Origin of the sequence: Streptosporangium minutum (genome assembly GCF_002149035.1) — a bacterium.
Taxonomy (GTDB): domain Bacteria; phylum Actinomycetota; class Actinomycetes; order Streptosporangiales; family Streptosporangiaceae; genus Streptosporangium; species Streptosporangium minutum.
Genome location: NZ_NGFP01000217.1, coordinates 1 through 16026 on the forward strand (window position 1 = coordinate 1; position 16026 = coordinate 16026).

Below are 16026 nucleotides of genomic sequence, written 5' to 3' on the forward strand. Positions count from 1 at the left end.
CCCCAGACGCTGCCCGCCCCTCGCCCGGTTGAGGCGGCCGCCCGGCCCGCCGGGGGATGTTACCTAGCAAGCGCTTGTGTCATATTTGCCCTATGACCGCACCCGTGATCGACGGCTGGTTCACCGTGGACGACGGCACCGCGCATCTGCTCGGCACCCGCTGCTCCGACTGCCGGACCGTCTACTTCCCACCCCAGACGGGCTTCTGCCGCAACCCCCACTGCGACGGCGAGGACCTCGCGGGGACCCGGCTCTCGCGGCGGGGCACCGTCTGGTCCTACACCAATGCCTGCTACCCGCCTCCCGCGCCGTTCGTGACGGCCGAGCCGTACACCCCGGTGACGCTCGCGGCGGTGGAGCTCGCCGAGGAGGGGATCATCGTGCTCGGCCAGGTCAAGGACCTGGCCGTGGAGGACCTGCACGTGGGCATGGAGCTGGAGCTGACCTGGGGCCCGCTCGCCGACGGCCCGCCGGTGTGGATGTGGGGCAGGCCGTGAGCGCCGTCATCCTGGGCGCGGGGATGCACCCCTGGGGAAAGTGGGGACGGCCCTTCACCGAGTACGGCGTGGCCGCCGCCCGGGCCGCGCTGCGCGACGCGGGCCTGGCCTGGAGCGACGTCCAGTTCGTGGTGGGCGCCGACACGATCAGGAACGGCTACCCGGGATTCGTCGCCGGCGCGACGTTCGCCCAGGCCATGGGGTGGAACGGCGCGCGGATCGCCTCCTGTTACGCGGCGTGCGCCTCGGGCGCGCAGGCCGTCGACATCGCCCGCACCCGGATCCTCGCCGGGCTCTGCGACGTGGCACTGGTCGTCGGGGCCGACTCCACCCCCAAGGGGTTCTTCAAGCCGGTGGGCGGCGACCGCCCGGACGACCCCGACTGGCTCCGGTTCCGGCTGCTCGGCGCCACCAACCCGGCGTACTTCGCGCTCTACGCGCGCAGGCGGATGGCCCTGTACGGCAGCACCGCCGAGGACTTCGCCGCCGTCAAGGTCAAGAACGCCCTCGCCGGCTCCCTGAACGGCAACGCCCGCTACCGCCGGACCACCACCGCCGAACAGGTGCTCGCCTCCCCCATGGTCGCCGACCCGCTGCGGCTGATGGACATCTGCGCCACCTCCGACGGCGGCGCCGCGCTGGTGCTGGCCTCCGACGACTTCGCCCGCCGCCACGGCGCGAGCAGCCCGGTACGGCTCGCGGCCGTCTCCACGGTGACGCCCACCTTCCCCGGCACCGTGCTCGAACTGCCGAACTTCGCCACCGACTCCACCGCGGCGGTGCCGCCCCCCGAGCGGACCTTCCGCGCCTCCATCGCCCACGCCGCCTACGAGGAGGCGGGCCTGGGCCCCGGTGACCTGTCGTTCGCCGAGGTCTACGACCTGTCCACCGCACTGGAACTCGACTGGGTCGAGGACGTCGGCCTGTGCCCGCCGGGCGAGGCGGAGAAGCTGCTGCGCGCTGGGGACACCGCGCTCGGCGGCCGGATCCCGGTGAACCCCTCCGGCGGGCTCGCCTCCTTCGGCGAGGCCGTCCCCGCCCAGGCCATCGCCCAGATCTGTGAGCTGACCTGGCAGTTACGGGGCACGGCGGGGGCACGCCAGGTGGAAAGGGCGCGGGCCGGACTGGCCGCGAACCAAGGTTTGTTCGGCCACGGCTCCGCGATCATTGCCACAACCTGACCATCTCGGCACCGTTCCAAAGCATGTCGATGGATAGTGTCGCTCCCGTTACGTTGAGTAGCCGCGAGCAGCCAGAACGTTCCAAGTCCGGACACTGCCGCGGCTTCCTTACGGGGGGGAACAAACACATGATTCGTCGTCTTCTCATCACTTCCGCGTGCGTCGGCATCGCCATCCTCGCGCCTGCCGCTGCCGCGTCCGCCTCCACCTCCTCGGCCAAGGCCGCGGACTGCTGCGGTGTCGGCGTCGTCTCGGCCCCGGTCCTGGTCCCGACGGGCGCCGTCTACAGCAGCGGCTGCACGAACGCCATCGTGGCGGCCTCTCCCTGCGCCGGCGCGTACGCGTACGGCGGCGGCGTCTACAGCAGCGGCGTCTACGGCGGCGGCGTGTACGGCGGCGGCGTCTACAGCGGCGGCATCCGTCCGGGCGTCTACGGCGGCAGCGGCAACGTCGTCAGCAACGGCAGCGGGGTCGGCCACGGCGTCGGGATCGGCGGCCTCGTCGGCATCGGCGGCATCGGCGTCGACATCCTCTAGTAAGCCGGGAGGGCGACGCTTCCACATCTCTTGTGTGGAGGCGTCGCCCTCCGGCTTTTCCCGCATGTGGAGGGGGCACCCTCCCGCGCCCGGTCCTCTTCCGGACGTGTACCACGTGGCAGGTCTCCGCCTTCAGACGTGCACCACGTCGTGGGTCTCCGCGAAGTGGCAGGCGCTCGCGTGGGCGGTGCCGGGCCGGATCTGCAGCAGCGGCTCCTGCTCCGCGCAGATCTCCTGCGCCTTCCAGCACCTGGTCCGGAAGCGGCATCCCGACGGCGGGTTGGCCGGGGAGGGCGGGTCGCCCTGGAGGATGATCCGCTCACGCCGTTCCCGCCCGTCCGGGTCGGGCACCGGGACCGCCGACAGCAGCGCCTGGGTGTAGGGGTGGGCGGGACGGTCGTAGATCTCGGTGTCCTTGCCCAGCTCGACCATCTTGCCCAGATACATCACGCCGACCCGGTCGGAGATGTGGCGGACCACCGACAGGTCGTGCGCGATGAAGATGTAGGCGAGGTCGAACTCGTTCTGCAGCCGCTCCAGCAGGTTGATGACCTGCGCCTGGATCGACACGTCGAGCGCGGACACCGGCTCGTCGCAGACGATGATCTCCGGCTGGAGCGCCAGGCCCCGGGCGATGCCGATGCGCTGGCGCTGGCCGCCGGAGAACTGGTGCGGGTAGCGGTTGATGTGGTCGGGGTTGAGACCCACGACCTCCAGCAGTTCCTGCACCTTGCGGCGGCGGTCCCCCTTGGGGGCGACCTCCTGGTGGATCTCGTACGGCTCGCCGATGATGTCGCCCACGGTCATCCGGGGGTTCAGCGAGGTGTACGGGTCCTGCATGACCATCTGGATGTTGCGGCGGACCCGCTTGAGCTCGCCGCCCCTGGCCTGGGCGATCTCCCGGCCGTTGATCTTCACGGAACCGGAGGTAGGCCGCTCCAGCGCCATCAGGAGCTTGGCCAGCGTGGACTTGCCACAGCCGGACTCGCCCACGATGCCGAGCGTCTCACCGCGACGCAGGTCGAAGGAGACCCCGTCCACGGCCTTGATCGCACCGATCTGCTTCCTCATGATGATGCCCTGGTTCAGCGGGAAGTGCTTGACCAGGTCGCGGACCTCAAGGATCGGCTCACCCGTGGCTGCCATCGAGGACCTCCCTCCAGTAGTGACAGGCGCTGCTGCGCGTGGGGCCGATCTCGTACAGAGGCGGCGCCTCGGTGACGCAGTTGTCCTGACGGTAGGGGCACCGGGGGTGGAAAGCACAGCCCGAGGGCATCGCGAGCAGGTTCGGCGGCATGCCCTTGATGGCGTACAGCTCCTGGCCCTTCTGGTCGACCCTGGGGATCGAGTCCAGCAGCCCCTTGGTGTACGGATGGGCGGGGGCCCGGTAGATGTCGTGCACGAGGGCGTTCTCCACGATCCGCCCGCCGTACATGACCGCGATCTTGTCGGCCACGTCGGCCACCACGCCGAGGTCGTGGGTGATCAGGATCAGGCCCATGTTGCTCTCGCGCTGCAGCTCGGCGAGGAGCTCCATGATCTGGGCCTGCACCGTCACGTCGAGCGCCGTGGTCGGCTCGTCGGCGATCAGCACCTCCGGGTCGAGCGCGATCGACATCGCGATCATGATGCGCTGGCGCATGCCGCCGGAGAACTGGTGCGGGTAGTCGTGCACCCGCTGCCTGGCTCCGGGGATGCGGACCCGGTCCATCAGCTCGACGGCCTTCTTCTCGGCGTCGCGCCGGGAGGCGCCCCGGTGCACCCGGAACATCTCCCCGATCTGCGAGCCCACGGTGAACACCGGGTTCAGCGCGGAGAGCGCGTCCTGGAAGATCATCGCAACCCGCTGGCCGCGGACCTGGGAACGCGCGTCCTCCGGCAGCCTGAGCAGGTCGGTCCCCCGGAAGCGGACCTCCCCCCGGGGGATGCGGGCCGGCGGCATGTCGAGGATGCCCATGATCGCCTGGGCGGTCACCGACTTGCCGGAGCCCGACTCGCCGAGCACGGCGAGCGTCTCGCCGGGGTTCAGCGAGTAGCTGACCCCGTTGACCGCTTTGACGACGCCCTGCCTGGTGACGAACTCCACGTGCAGGTCGTCGACGGCCAGCAGGGGTTCGTCGCCCAGGGCTCCCCCGGCCGGCAACACCGACGTTGACGTCTTCTTCACAGGTCCCCCCTTACCGCAGCTTCGGGTCGAGGGCGTCGCGTACGGCGTCGCCCAGCATGATGAAGGCCAGCACGGTCAGGCTCAGGAACAGCGCCGGGAAGAGCAGCGGTCCCGGCGCCTCCAGGAAGCGCTCCCGGGCATCGGAGATCATAAGTCCCCAGGAGATATCAGGCGAGCGTAAACCGACCCCCAAAAAGGACAGTCCCGCCTCCGCGGCGATGAAACCGCCCAGGTTGATCGTGGCGACCACGATCACGGGCGCGATGGCGTTCGGTAGGATGTGCCGGAACATGAGCCGGGGCGCGGAGGCGCCGAGCGCCCGGGCCGCGACCACGTAGTCCTGGCTCTTGGCGGTGATCACCGCGGCCCGCATGATGCGGAAGGTCATCGGCCAGGTCAGTACGGCCAGCGCCAGCATGACGGTCCAGACGTTGCCCGTGCGGAAGACCGCCAGGATGAGCAGGGCGCCGAGGATCGACGGGATGGCGAAGAAGATCTCGGTGACCCGGGAGAACAGGGTGTCGACCGCCCCGCCCTTGAACCCCGCGACGAGGCCGAGCAGGCCACCCACCAGCGCGGTGACGACCGTGGTCGTCACGCCCACCACGATCGAGTTGCGGGCGCCGTAGATCGTGCGGGCGTAGACGTCGCAGCCCAGGTTGTCGGTGCCGAACCAGTGGGCGCCGCTCATGCCCTTGCGGGCGTCGGCGAGCTGGCAGCTCGCCGCGTCGAACGGGTCCACCGAGGTGAACAGCCAGGGGAACACCGACATGATGAGAAAAATGCCGATAAGGACTGCCGAGCTGATGAAGAGCGGGCGGCGGCGCAGATCGTGCCAGGCGTCGCTCCACAGGCTGGCGGCCCTGGGTGGCTTGGGTGGCCTGGCCGGCTTGCCGTGCCTGGCGCGCCGGGCGGCCGGAGCAAGGGTGTCACTCATAGCGGATCCTCGGGTCGAGCACGGCGTAGAGCAGGTCGACGATCAGGTTGGCCAGGATGTAGATCAGCACCAGCACGGTCACGATGCCGACGACCACCGACTGTTCGCGCAGGTAGACCGAGCTGAAGAGCTGCTGGCCGATGCCGGGCAGGTTGAAGATCGTCTCGGTGATCACGGCGCCGCCCATCAGCGTGCCGAGGTCGGCGCCGAGATAGGTGATCAGCGGGATCAGCGCGTTGCGCAGCGCGTGCCGTCCGACGACCCGGCGCCGGGGCAGGCCCTTGGCCACCGCGGTGCGGATGTAGTCGGCCCGCAGGGTCTCCACGAGGCTGGTCCGGGTGAGCCGGGTGAGGTAGGCGATCGACGTCCCGGCGAGCACGAAGCCGGGCAGCAGGTAGCTGCGCCAGCCGTCCGTGACGCCCGCGACGGGGAAGAGGCCGACCTTGACCCCCAGGAGCAGCTGGAGCACGAAACCGGTGACCAGCGTGGGAATGGAGATCAGCACCAGCGTGGACGCGAGGACCATGGAGTCCTGGGCCCTGCCGTGGCGCAGCGCCGCGTAGAGGCCGAGGCCGACGCCGATGACCGCCTCCATGACCAGGGCGGTCATCGCCAGGTTGATGGTCACCTGGAACTTGCCGGCCATGATGTCCGTGACCGGGACCCCGGCGAAGGTGGTGCCGAAGTCGCCGCCGAACAGGCCCACGAGGTAGTACCAGTACTGCACCAGGAACGGGTCGTTCAGGTGGTACTGCTCCCGCATGATGGTGACGAGGTTGGGGTCCATCCGCTTCTCGCCCATCAGCGCCGCGATGGGGTCACCGGGCAGCGCGAAGACGATGGCGTAGATGAGCAGGGTCGCGCCCAGAAGAACAGGTATCGCCTGGATCAGGCGCCTGATGATGTAACGGCTCATTCAAGCCTCCCGTACACGCCTCGGGGAACAGCCCCGCGGCGCCGCCGGGGTACGCGGCGCCACGGGACCGCCCGGAGGCAGCCCATGGGGCCGGGCGCACGCGCCCGGCCCGCAGCCATCCGTCAGGCGACCTTCTCGACCTTGGTCCACTCGACCTGGTTGAGGAGGTTGATCTTGACGCCCTTGACATGCTGGGAGAACGCGGCGTTCGTCCTGTAGAAGTACACCGGGATGTACGGCAGTTCCTTGATCAGGATGTCGTCGGCCTGCTGGTAGTACTTCAGGCCCTGCGCCTGCGTCGCGGCGCCGTCGCCCTTGGCGAGGAGGTCGTCGAACGCCTTGTTGGACCAGCCGGCGTAGTTGGAGCCGGTCTTGATCGCGACGGTGGAGAAGACCGGGGTCAGGTAGTTCTCCGCCGACGGGTAGTCGATCGCCCAGCCCATGCGGAACATGCCGCCGTAGGTCTTCTCGTCGAGCTCGTCGAGGATCGAGGCGAACTTCTCGAACGGCTTCACCGTGACCTGGACGCCGAGGTTGGCGCGGAGGTTGTTGGCGACCGCCTCGATCCACTCCTTGTGCGGGCCGTCGGAGTTGTAGCCCAGCTCCAGCGTCTTCGGGCCGCCGTTGGCGGCGTACTGCGACTTGGCCTTGGCCGGGTCGTAGGTGCAGACCGCGCAGGCGCCCGGACGGTAGCCGTCGAGCAGCGGGTTGATGAAGTCGTCGGCCGGGGCGCGGGTGCCCGAGAAGACCGTCTCGGCGATCGTCTTGCGGTCGATGGCCAGGGAGATGGCCTCGCGGACCTTCACGTTCGCGTAGGTCTTGTTGTACTGCATCGGGAAGCCGATGTACCCGACGCCGGCGTCGGCCTCGTCCATGTAGCGCTCGCCGAGCTCGGCCTTGGCGCTGGCGATCGCCGAGGGGGGCAGCGAGTCGTGGACGTCCAGGTTGCCCGCGCGCAGGTCGTTGAACGCGGTCTCGGCGCTGGAGTAGATCTTGAACTGGAGCTTGTCGAACTTCGGCTTTTCCCCGGGGAACTTGTCGTACCGGGTCAGGTCGATCGACTGGTCGGTACCCTTGTTGTAGGGCTTGTCGAACTTGAAGTAGCCCTGTCCGATCGGCTGCTTGGCGTACGCCTCGGTGACCTTGCCGTCCTCACCGAAGGCGGCCTTGGGCAGCGGGTAGAACGACGTGTAGCCCAGCATCGTCTTGAACTGCGAGAACGGCTTGCTCAGGGTGACCTTGAAAGTGCTGTCGTCGACGACCTTCAGGCCCTTCATCCCCTTGGTGGAGACGGTCTTGCCCTCGCCCGGGTTCAGGTCGGCCCAGCCCTCGACGCGGCTGAAGAAACCGTTGGCACCCTGGACGTTGTCCTGGTTGGCGGCGTAGTTCCACGCGTCGACGTAGTTCTGCGCGATCAGCGGCTCGTCGTTGTGCCAGGTGTAGCCCGGCTTGAGCTTGATCGTCCAGGTCTTGTTGTCGGTCGTCTTGATCGACTCGGCGACGTCGTCGACGACCTGCTTGTTCTCGTCGTAGCTCACCAGCGGGGCGAAGACGGCGGCCAGCACCTCGGAACCCTCGGACTCGGTGGTGTCACCCGGGTAGAAGAGCTTCTGGGGCTCACCGAGCTCCATGCGCACGGGCTGGTCGGCGGAGGCCGTCCCGCCGCCCGTAGAGCTCTGGCCGCCGCACGCGGCCAGCCCCAGAGCGAGCAGCGCGGTGCCGGCGGTGATCCGTGCGCCCTTAGTAACGCGCATTGTAGTAATTCCTCCCTTTGCAGGCGGGCGTCGCCATCGAGGTCCCGTAGCCCGGACAGCCCGGCAGGGGAGGTTGTGGTCCCCCGTTCCCCGCCATCCCGGCCAAGGTGCTGACGCCACACCAGTCGGACGCGACTATCCCGCACCGCTCCACACATAGATGTCTCTGTGATGTTGCAGTCCGGTCACGCATGTGCCGGTTCGGCGCCATACGTCTACCAGCATGACCGATCCAACCCCCCAGGAAGGCCATAAGTAGACATATAGACTCATATAGGGCGAGAACGGTCATGCCAAAATACCTCTGGGTCAGGAGTGCTCGCATCCGTTGCCCGCGCATGACCCTCACCTGGGCTAACGTTGACCCCGTCGCAGGAGGGCCGGAGGTTCGCAGGCGAACCGCACAATTGCCCTGGAACCTCCTCGGTGGAGATCCCGTCCAATGTGTGCGGCGGAGCACCGCCGTAGGCACTTCAACCACTCGCATCCAATAGAGTCCTTGCCATGAGCCAGCCGGAATCCGCGATCGCGGACGCCCAGGCGGGCGGCCCGAGTAACGGCACCCCAGACAAGGGGCAAGAGCCGCTGGCCAAGCTCGCCGAGCGTTACGGACTTCGGCGTGCCATCGCACGCCCCAGTCTGCCCGTCTACCTGCGTCAGTTGTGGGAACGACGGCACTTCGTCATGACGTACGCGACCTCGCGCAACGTCTCGAAGTACAGCAACTCAGCCCTGGGCCAGCTCTGGCAGGTCCTCACCCCCCTGATGAACGCCGGGATCTACTGGCTGATGTTCGGCCTGATCCTGGGGGCGGACAAGGGGGTCCCGAACTATCCCGCGTTCCTCATCACCGGGATGTTCGTCTTCACCTACACCCAGCGCTCGGTGAGCAGCGGCGCCAAGTCGATCTCCGGCAACCTGTCGCTGATCCGCGCCCTGCACTTCCCGCGCGCGGCGCTCCCCTTCGCCTACACGATCCAGGAGTTCCAGCAGCTCCTGATCTCCATGGGCGTGCTGGTCGCGCTGGTGCTCGTCACCGGCGAGGCGCCCACGTGGTTCTGGCTGCTGATCCCGGTGGCCCTGCTGCTGCAGACGATGTTCAACGTCGGCGCCAGCCTGGTCCTGGCCCGCGTCGGCTCCACCGCCCGCGACCTGAACCAGCTCCTGCCGTTCATCATGCGCACCTGGCTCTACGCCTCCGGCGTGTTCTTCTCCATCCAGGACAAGGTGGTGGGCGCCGACGGAGACGTGTTCCGGCAGTGGATCGCCGACATCATGTACTTCAACCCCGCCGCCGCCTACATCGAGCTCATGCGCGACCTGCTCATGGAGTCGCATGCCCCCCGGCCGTACATCTGGTACGTCTGCATATTCTGGGCGGTGTTCGCCTTGATCGGTGGCTTCTGGTACTTCTGGCGAGCCGAGGAGAAGTACGGCCGTGGCTGAGTTGACCGAGGAGCTGTCCAGCGTGAAGGCCGAGGAACCCGGCGCCCCCACCAAGGACGTCAGGGTGCACCCCAACCCGGACCCCGCCGGCGACAGCCGCGCGGGCACTCCGACGGTCATCGTGGACGACCTGCACATCATCTACCGCGTGTACGGCGCGGCCACCGAGGCCGAGAAGGGCAACGCCGCCAACGCCCTCATGCGCCTTCTCAAGCGCCAGGGCAGGCCGCAGATGAAGGAGGTGCACGCCGTCCGCGGCGTCTCCTTCGTGGCCCACCACGGCGACGCCATCGGCATCATCGGCCGCAACGGCTCGGGCAAGTCCACCATGCTGCGCGCCATCGCCGGGCTCCTGCCGCCCCACTCGGGCGCGGTCTACACCGACGGCCAGCCGTCCCTGCTCGGCGTCAACGCCGCGATGATGCGCGAGCTCACCGGTGAGCGCAACATCGTGCTGGGCTGCTACGCGATGGGCATGAACCCCGCGCAGGTGAGGGAGAAGTACGACGAGATCGTGGAATTCTCCGGCATCGGCGAGTTCGTGCAGTTCCCCATGTCGACCTACTCCTCCGGCATGGGCGCCCGCCTCCGTTTCGCCATCGCCTCGGCCAAGGCCCATGACGTGCTGCTCATCGACGAGGCCCTGGCCACCGGCGACCGCGACTTCAAGCGCAAGAGCCAGGAGCGCATCAAGCAGATGCGCGACCAGGCCGGCACGGTCTTCCTGGTGGCGCACAACCTCGACGTGATCGAGGAGACCTGCAACCGGGTCATCTGGCTGCACAAGGGCAAGATCAAGATGGACGGCGACCCCAAGGCCGTGCTCGCCGCCTACAACAGCGCCTGACCGCCGCCGGGCCCCGCCGCCCCCCCGGCGACGTCCCAGACGCGCCGCAGGACCGTCCGCGACAACGGCCTGCGACGCCTGTAGAGCCACGCCGGACCGCCTGCGACAACGGCTCGCGGCGCACCACCCCGCCGCCCACGTCGCCCGCCACGCCGTCCGCGAAGCCCCCGGGCGGCAGGGCAAGATGAGAGCGACCGACAAGACGCTCCCACCGGAGGTGAATCGTGTCCCCACGGCCACCGATTCCATATGACTTCCTGCCCCAGGTCCCCGCGCTGACCGTCGAGAGCGACGACGTCCGCGACGGCGAGACCATGTCCGAGGCCCAGGTGTTCGACGACTGGGGGGCGACCGGGCAGAACATCTCCCCGCACCTGCGCTGGTCGGGAGCCCCTGAGGGCACCCTCAGCTACGCGGTGACGTGCTTCGACCCCGACGCCCCCACCGGCAGCGGATTCTGGCACTGGCTGCTGTTCGACATCCCCGCCGACGTGACCGAGCTGCCCGCCGGGGCGGGCGGCGCCGGCTCCAGCTTCGGCGTGCACGGTCGCAACGACTACAGCACCCACGCCTACGGCGGCGCGGCCCCGCCGCCCGGCTGGCCGCACCGCTACATCTTCGCGGTGCACGCCCTCGACGTGGACAAGCTCGGCGTGGACGCCGACACGCCGCCTGCCGTGGTGGGCTTCAACATCACCGCCCACACCCTGGCCCGCGGATATATCGCACCTGTGTACGAAACCTGAGGGACACACGGACGCTCAGGCGGGCAATCGACTGACATCGTGATCGGCGTTCCGCTATGATTCGAACGTTGTTTCGATCTTAGGAAGCCGTCATGGAGTGGGGGCGCGCGATGCGAGAGCTGTCGACCGCGATCGACCACCTGGCCACAGAGGACCCGTCCGAGATTCCCCGTCTCCAGCTCGTCGAGCAGCTCATCGAGCTGCACTGGCAGATGGCCAGACTTCAGGCCCAGATCGCCCGCCGCACCACCGTGCGGGGACCAGGCCTCTGAAACAGAGGGAGACCGGCCGGTGCGCACCGGCCGGTCTCTCGCTGTCTCCGCGCATCCCCCTCGGCGCGGCGGGCGTCCCGCGTCGCCGTGACTACTCGGCGGCGACCCTGGTGGTGCTCATCGTGGTGTCGGCCAGCGAATGGACGGTTCCGGTGAGGGCCTTGGCGCCCTCCTCACCGCTGTTGCCCACCAGCGGCGCGAGCTCGTCGACGGAGGCGGACCGGACGATCGGGGCGACGGCCCCGGCGACCGGCTCGGCCTCGGCCGGAGACAGGGTGCCCACCAGCGGGGCGAGAGTGCCCGCCTGCTCGGCGCCCCGGGGCACGGCCTGGTTCGCCGCGTCCACGAGGCCGTCGATCTCGGCACGCTTGTCGCCGAGTGCCGCGACCGCGTCGGCGGAGGTCTGAGCGGTCTCGGCGGCCGACGTGGTCGTCGTGGGCACGGTGCCGAGGATGTCACTGAGGTTCTGGGGTCCCTGGGCGGCGGACAGGGAGCCGTTCTGCGCGGCGCCGCCGTCCTGCGGAGCGCCGGGGATCGGGTCGCTCACGGAAGTGCCGGGGATGGTGCCGCCGTCCTGCGGAGCGCCAGGGATGGGGTCGCTCACGGAAGCGCCGGGGGTGGGGTCGCTCACGGAGGTGCCGGCGAGTTCCCCGGCGGCGTCCGTGAGCGTCCACCACAGGCGGTCGGTGCTGACGCGCCAGCCGCTCGTCATGCTGCCCGGCAGGCCCTGGTCATCCCGCGTCCCGAATGCCGGACCCTGGTCACCCATGGTGCCGAGCTGCACGTTCCCCTCGTCGAGCAGGCCGAAGGTAAGCCCTCCGAGCACGTGGGAGAGGCCGTCGGTCCCGTCCTGCCCGTCGAGGATGTCGCGCGACCGGGCCTGGGCGGGGGCGCAGATCGCCGCCGCGAGACCGAACGCCGCCACGGCCGCAGCCGCTTTGATGAATCGCTTCATGATTGCCTTCCCAGACTGTGATCGGCCCGCTCTGCTTTTTCTGGAACCGTGAGAAAAAGCGGGCCTAAGACCCTGAATTACCGGTGGGCGCGATTTGGAGGGCTACACGAAACGCGCCGGCCGGAAGCTGCATCGGCATTTGTATCACCGTCCCGAGCGACCCCCGGTCCACTCACGATGATCGGATTACCGGCGGCGACAGCATCTGGAGTCCCAGCATGGACACGCCGGGCGGGCCCTGGGACCCGCCCGGCGCAGCCGGTAAATCTGGAAATAGTCCTGCGAAGGATTACGGTCCGCCGATCCGTATGCCGCAGAATTGCGGCACTCCGGAGCACATCCCGGCGGCACCGGAGACAGGAACCCGGGAAAGGGGCGGGAAAGAGAGTCCACCGGTCACGGCGTCAGATTTTCCGGTCGCCGGACACCCCCTTGACCCTGGGGATCAGGCGGACAGCCGCTGGGGGACCGTCGCCGGCGCGAAGGGGTCGGAGGGGCCGAGGAGCTCGGGGAGTTCGGAGGATTCGAAGGGGAAGCGGTCGGCGAACGCCGGCCGCAGGTCGGTCAGCCACGCGGCCGTGGGGTCGTAGCGCGCGAAGAAGGGGCGTCCGACCAGCTCGGGGTCCCGCGCCTGGATGAGGTGGAGCACGAAGACCTTCTGCCCCGCGATCTCCGCGACGCCGTCCACGCAGACCTTGCCGGGCGTGGCCGACATGGAGGGGCCCCGCACCGTGCGGCACAGTCCCGAAACGCTCGCGTAGGCGTCCCTGAAGATCTCGTAGGCCCGGGCGAGGGGGACCGCGAAGTAGTCCTGGGGCCCGGTGTCCCGCTCGACGAACATGTAGTAGGGCACCATGCCCATGGTGAGCTGCCTGCGCCACATGGACGACCAGGTCACGGGGTCGTCGTTGATCGTCCTGATCAGCGGCGCCTGGGTCCGGACCACCGCGCCGGTGGCGAGGATCCCGGCCACGGCTGCCTCGACGACGGAAGACTCCATCTCCCTCGGGTGCGAGAAGTGCGCCATGAAGGCCAGGTTCTTGCCCGCGTCCACCACGGACGCGAACAGGCGCAGCGTGTCGTCGGCATCGGGGTCGGAGACGAACCGCTGCGGCCAGTAGGCCAGCGACTTGGTGCCGATGCGGATGGATTCGAGCTGCTCCAGTTCGAGCAGCGGCTCCAGGTAGCGGCGGAGCACCGGCTCACTCATGATCATGGGATCGCCGCCGGTGAACAGCACGCTGGTCACCTGGGGATGTTTCTTCAGGTAGCCGACGAGGTTCTCGACGTCGTCGGAGGCGAACTTGAGATCGGGCTCCCCGATGAACTGCGCCCATCGGAAGCAGTAGGTGCAGTACGCGTGACAGGTCTGGCCCTGCTTGGGGAAGAAGAGCACCGTCTCAGGATATTTGTGCTGCATCCCCGGCATCGGATCATCACCGATGCGTGGGACGTTGAGGTCGAGCTGACCGGCCGGGTGCGGGTTGAGCCGCATCCTGACCTCGCGTGCCGCCGCCTGGATTTCCGCGTTCGGAGCACCGGCGCGCAGGAGACCTGCGAGTCTGGTGACGTCCGGCTCGGGCAGCATGTCCGCCTGAGGGAAGACCAGACGATATATGGGGTCATCGGGGATGGCCGACCAGTCGATGAGCTGATCCACCACGTAGGCGTTGGTACGGAAGGGCAGGACGGTCGCCACCGCCCTGATCCGGAGCCGCTCCTCGTCCCCGAGGCCGGCCCGTCGCAGGAGGTCGTCCAGATGCTTGGCGGTGTAGGCACGGAAGCCGCGCGCAGAGCCTTCCTTAAAGATCACTAATTCTTTCCTCCGTTTTTTGTCGGTCTTCGCGTAAACCTCTCCAGCCGGTCGCGCGTCATGGCGCTTATATACCCGGACGTAATTACCCCTACGGCTGGTTCCACTCTCAGGTAAGTTCGCCGGTAAATTCATCTCGCGATATATCTCGAAACGCCGTAGAATCCCTCCCATGACCTCCCGTGACCCCGCCTTACCGGGCCACCACTCCCCGGCCATGCGCGCGTCCGACGCCGACCGCGACCGCGTGGCCGCGGTGCTCGCCGAAGCCCTCGCCACCGGCCGCCTGACCAGCCTCGAACACGCCGACCGGCTGCAGGCGACCTACGACTCCGTCACCCTGGGCGAGCTCGCCCCGATCACCCACGATCTGCCCGACGTCACCGCCACGGTCCACGGGCCCGCCATCGTCCGGCATGAGGTGCGCGCCGTCTTCAGCAAGGTCGTCCGGGGCGGGCGCTGGATCGCCGGACGCCACACGGCGCTGAACGCCACGTTCGGCGCGCTGATCGTCGACCTGTCCAATGCGGTGCTCCCCGGCCGTGAGATCACCCTTGAGGTCAACTCCGCCTTCGGCAAGCTGATCGTCAGGGTGCCGGAGAACGCCCACGTCATCGACGAGGTCAGTGCGCTGTTCGCCAAGAGGAACATCTCGGGCGGCCTCGGCGACGAGGGCGGCCCGGTCATCCGCGTCGTCGGCCGGGCCACCTTCGGGAAGATCATCATCTCGCGGGAGAGGACCGATTGGAATCTCCCCGACTGGCCCTGAGCCCCCGGTCGACCCATCCGACGCCGACCCCGCCTACGATGCGGACAGACCATCCCGCACGAGGTGACCGCTTGCCTGATACCCACGCTCCCGGCGCCATGCCGATCGCCTTGGACGCGATGGGCGGCGACCACGCCCCGGACGAGATCGTCGCGGGAGCCGTACACGCGGTGCGGGAACACGGGGTCCGTGTCGTCCTCGTCGGTGCTCCCCGCCCCCTCATGGAGGCGCTCTCCGTCCACGACGCGCTCACCGAGGTCCCGATCATCCGGGCCGAGGAGGCCCTGGCCATGGACGAGGGCGCCCTCGCCAGCCTCCGCCGCCCCCGCTCCAGCATCGCCGTCGCCTGCCATCTCGTACGGCGAGGCGAGGCCTCCGCCGTGGTCTCCGCCGGATCCACCGCCGGAATCGTGGCCACCGGCAAACTCCGGCTCCGCAGCCAGCCCGGAGTGCTCAGACCCGCCATCGCCGTCGCCCTGCCGACCCGGCCCACCCCCACCGTCCTGCTGGACGCGGGGGCGAACGCCGAGGTGAAGCCGGAGATGCTGGTGCAGTTCGCGCACCTGGGCGCCGCCTACGCGGAGACCGCCCTGGAGATCGACGAGCCCAGGATCGGCCTGCTGACCATCGGCAGCGAGCCGGAGAAGGGCAACAAGCTCGTCAAACGGGCACACGAGCTGCTGTCGGCCGCTCCCGGCCTGAACTTCGCCGGCAACATCGAGGGGCACGACCTGCTCACCCGGACGGTGGACGTCATCGTCACCGACGGCTTCACCGGCAACGTGGCGCTCAAGACCATGGAGGGCAGCGTCCGCTACGCCTTCGCCGAGCTCCGCGACACGATCAGCGAGAGCCGTACGGCCCGGCTGGGCGGAATGCTGCAGAGAAAACGCATCAGGGGGCTCAACCAGCGGCTGGACCCGGAGGTCCACGGCGGGGCCGTGCTGCTCGGGCTCAACGGCACCGTGGTCATCGCCCACGGTTCCTCACAGGCCAAGGGGGTCAGCGCCGCGTGCGTGCTCGCCGCCGGGCTGGCCCGGCAGGGCGTGGTCACCCGCATCGGCGAACGCCTGGCCGCCGCCCCCCGGTCGCACCGCCTCTGGTAGCCCCCGCAACCCCTGACACCCGCGCGGACCTTGGCGTCCAACGGCCCCGCCGCCTGCGGCGATTCCACACGGGCCCACCGCCCC

General features: G+C 68.8%; 16 protein-coding genes. 9 read left to right on the forward strand and 7 right to left on the reverse strand.

Annotated elements, in window-relative coordinates; genetic code table 11:
• The first annotated feature begins 92 nt into the window (after window positions 1-92).
• The 3 genes from CA984_RS33725 (at window position 93) to CA984_RS33735 (ending at window position 2214) form a co-directional block, all read left to right on the forward strand.
• Complete coding sequence (locus tag CA984_RS33725; protein ID WP_086577488.1) at window positions 93-497, forward strand: Zn-ribbon domain-containing OB-fold protein; 405 nt, start codon at window positions 93-95, stop codon at window positions 495-497.
• Window positions 494-1678: a lipid-transfer protein gene (locus tag CA984_RS33730; RefSeq protein WP_086577501.1), complete on the forward strand. Its 1185-nt coding sequence runs from the start codon at window positions 494-496 to the stop codon at window positions 1676-1678. Before CA984_RS33725 ends, CA984_RS33730 begins: the two co-directional genes overlap by 4 nt.
• 128 nt (window positions 1679-1806) lie before the next feature.
• Window positions 1807-2214, forward strand: a complete 408-nt coding sequence (locus CA984_RS33735; protein WP_086577489.1) for a hypothetical protein — start codon at window positions 1807-1809, stop codon at window positions 2212-2214.
• Window positions 2215-2346: 132 nt separating this feature from the next.
• On the opposite strand, the gene CA984_RS33740 is transcribed toward CA984_RS33735, so the two are convergent.
• From CA984_RS33740 to CA984_RS33760, 5 genes are all read right to left on the reverse strand, one after another.
• The gene (locus tag CA984_RS33740) at window positions 2347-3360 is read right to left on the reverse strand and encodes an ABC transporter ATP-binding protein (protein WP_086577490.1); all 1014 of its coding nucleotides are present in this window, start codon (window positions 3358-3360) and stop codon (window positions 2347-2349) included.
• A complete protein-coding gene (locus CA984_RS33745; RefSeq protein WP_086577491.1) occupies window positions 3344-4381 on the reverse strand; it encodes an ABC transporter ATP-binding protein in 1038 nt (345 codons plus the stop codon). The genes CA984_RS33740 and CA984_RS33745 overlap by 17 nt, the downstream gene beginning before the upstream one ends.
• Window positions 4382-4391: 10 nt before the next feature.
• Window positions 4392-5318: an ABC transporter permease gene (locus CA984_RS33750; protein ID WP_086577492.1), complete on the reverse strand. Its 927-nt coding sequence runs from the start codon at window positions 5316-5318 to the stop codon at window positions 4392-4394.
• On the reverse strand, window positions 5311-6234 hold the full coding sequence (locus tag CA984_RS33755) for an ABC transporter permease (protein WP_086577493.1): 924 nt from the start codon (window positions 6232-6234) through the stop codon (window positions 5311-5313). Before CA984_RS33755 ends, CA984_RS33750 begins: the two co-directional genes overlap by 8 nt.
• A gap of 122 nt (window positions 6235-6356) precedes the next feature.
• Window positions 6357-7988, reverse strand: coding sequence for a peptide ABC transporter substrate-binding protein (locus CA984_RS33760; protein WP_086577494.1), 1632 nt, complete (start codon window positions 7986-7988; stop codon window positions 6357-6359).
• 504 nt (window positions 7989-8492) lie between these two features.
• Here CA984_RS33760 and CA984_RS33765 point away from each other — a divergent pair.
• The 4 genes from CA984_RS33765 to CA984_RS33780 all read left to right on the forward strand — a co-directional run bounded on the left by CA984_RS33765 (window position 8493) and on the right by CA984_RS33780 (window position 11299).
• Window positions 8493-9434, forward strand: coding sequence for an ABC transporter permease (locus CA984_RS33765; RefSeq protein WP_086577495.1), 942 nt, complete (start codon window positions 8493-8495; stop codon window positions 9432-9434).
• A gap of 64 nt (window positions 9435-9498) precedes the next feature.
• Window positions 9499-10281: an ABC transporter ATP-binding protein gene (locus tag CA984_RS33770; protein WP_086577502.1), complete on the forward strand. Its 783-nt coding sequence runs from the start codon at window positions 9499-9501 to the stop codon at window positions 10279-10281.
• Between the two features lie 224 nt (window positions 10282-10505).
• Complete coding sequence (locus CA984_RS33775; protein ID WP_207621142.1) at window positions 10506-11027, forward strand: YbhB/YbcL family Raf kinase inhibitor-like protein; 522 nt, start codon at window positions 10506-10508, stop codon at window positions 11025-11027.
• Between the two features lie 92 nt (window positions 11028-11119).
• A complete protein-coding gene (locus CA984_RS33780) occupies window positions 11120-11299 on the forward strand; it encodes a hypothetical protein (RefSeq protein WP_012895297.1) in 180 nt (59 codons plus the stop codon).
• 91 nt (window positions 11300-11390) lie between these two features.
• Here the strand turns inward: CA984_RS33780 and CA984_RS33785 are convergent, their stop codons facing one another.
• Both CA984_RS33785 and CA984_RS33790 read right to left on the reverse strand, forming a co-directional pair.
• Window positions 11391-12254 (reverse strand): hypothetical protein, encoded by an 864-nt coding sequence (locus CA984_RS33785; protein ID WP_086577497.1) that lies wholly within the window; start codon window positions 12252-12254, stop codon window positions 11391-11393.
• Between the two features lie 445 nt (window positions 12255-12699).
• Window positions 12700-14067, reverse strand: a complete 1368-nt coding sequence (locus tag CA984_RS33790; protein ID WP_086577498.1) for a KamA family radical SAM protein — start codon at window positions 14065-14067, stop codon at window positions 12700-12702.
• A 172-nt stretch (window positions 14068-14239) separates the two neighbouring features.
• On the opposite strand from CA984_RS33790, the gene CA984_RS33795 reads away from it, so the two are divergent.
• Both CA984_RS33795 and plsX read left to right on the forward strand, forming a co-directional pair.
• Window positions 14240-14836, forward strand: a complete 597-nt coding sequence (locus CA984_RS33795) for a DUF1707 SHOCT-like domain-containing protein (protein ID WP_086577499.1) — start codon at window positions 14240-14242, stop codon at window positions 14834-14836.
• Window positions 14837-14934: 98 nt separating this feature from the next.
• Window positions 14935-15942, forward strand: coding sequence for a phosphate acyltransferase PlsX (gene plsX, locus CA984_RS33800; protein ID WP_165781512.1), 1008 nt, complete (start codon window positions 14935-14937; stop codon window positions 15940-15942).
• The last annotated feature ends 84 nt before the right edge of the window (window positions 15943-16026 follow it).